Raw genomic sequence first — 958 nt, 5'->3', positions numbered from 1 at the left:
CAAAATAATAAATTTTTTAATTTTTTTTTTTTGCAATAGTAATTTTATTAATTAGAGCTGGAAAAAAATGAGATTTTTGTAAGTCGTAATTATCACCTGGGCCATACATATTTGGAGGCATTAAACATTTATAATTTAGATTATAGCTCTTAGAGTAATTTTTACACATATAAATTCCCGCAATTTTTGCGATAGCATAAGCATCATTTGTTTTCTCTAATTTTCCAGACATAAGGTATTCTTCTTTCATAGGCTGTTTACAATTTTTTGGGTATATACAGCTTGATCCTAAAAAAATTAGGTTTTTTACTTTTGCTAAATATGAGCCATGAATTAAATTGTTTTGGATTTGTAAGTTTTCATACAAAAACCTTTCCTTTGATTTAGAGTTTGCAAGTATCCCTCCAACTTTTGCTGCCGCTATTATGACTAAATTTGGCTTATTTTTTTTTAAGTATTTGTAGACTTTATTTTGATCTAATAAGTTAAGTTTTTTTTTATCTTCAAATAGCAAATTTCTATAACCATTTTTTTTTAATTTTTCGCATATACTTGAGCCTACCATACCCTTATGTCCAGCTATAAAAATTTTTGCTTTTTTATTTAGCATTTAGAATTTTTACTTCTTCTGAAATCATTTCTTCTATAAGCTGGTTGATGTTTATTTTAGGTTTCCAAGAAAGTTTTTTTCTAGCTTTACTAGCATTACCTAAAAGCGTGTTAACATCTAGAGGTCTAATATAATTTTTATCTATTTGTATTATATTTTTTTTTGTTAAAGAGTCGTAGCCTTTTTCTTTAAGTCCTTTTCCTTTCCAAGCAATATTCATATTTAATTTTTTTGATACTAAATTGATAAACTGTCTAATGCTTAGTTGTTTTCCAGTAGCAATAACATAATCATCAGGTTTTTTTTGTTGCAATATTTTCCACATAGCTTCAACATAATCTCTGGCAT

2 protein-coding genes are annotated in these 958 nt (G+C 26.4%); both read right to left on the bottom strand.

What is annotated here, in order from left to right:
• Nucleotides 1-16 precede the first annotated feature (16 nt).
• Nucleotides 17-610: an NAD-dependent epimerase/dehydratase family protein gene (locus AMN80_RS01855; protein WP_075520314.1), complete on the bottom strand. Its 594-nt coding sequence runs from the start codon at nucleotides 608-610 to the stop codon at nucleotides 17-19.
• A partial coding sequence (locus AMN80_RS01850) for a GDP-mannose 4,6-dehydratase (protein WP_179850269.1) occupies nucleotides 600-958 on the bottom strand: 359 nt, incomplete at its 5' end. The genes AMN80_RS01850 and AMN80_RS01855, both read right to left, overlap by 11 nt.

Source organism: Candidatus Pelagibacter communis (genome assembly GCF_001179985.1).
Lineage (GTDB): Bacteria > Pseudomonadota > Alphaproteobacteria > Pelagibacterales > Pelagibacteraceae > Pelagibacter > Pelagibacter ubique_J.
This window is presented reverse-complemented; position numbering and strand designations above follow the sequence as displayed.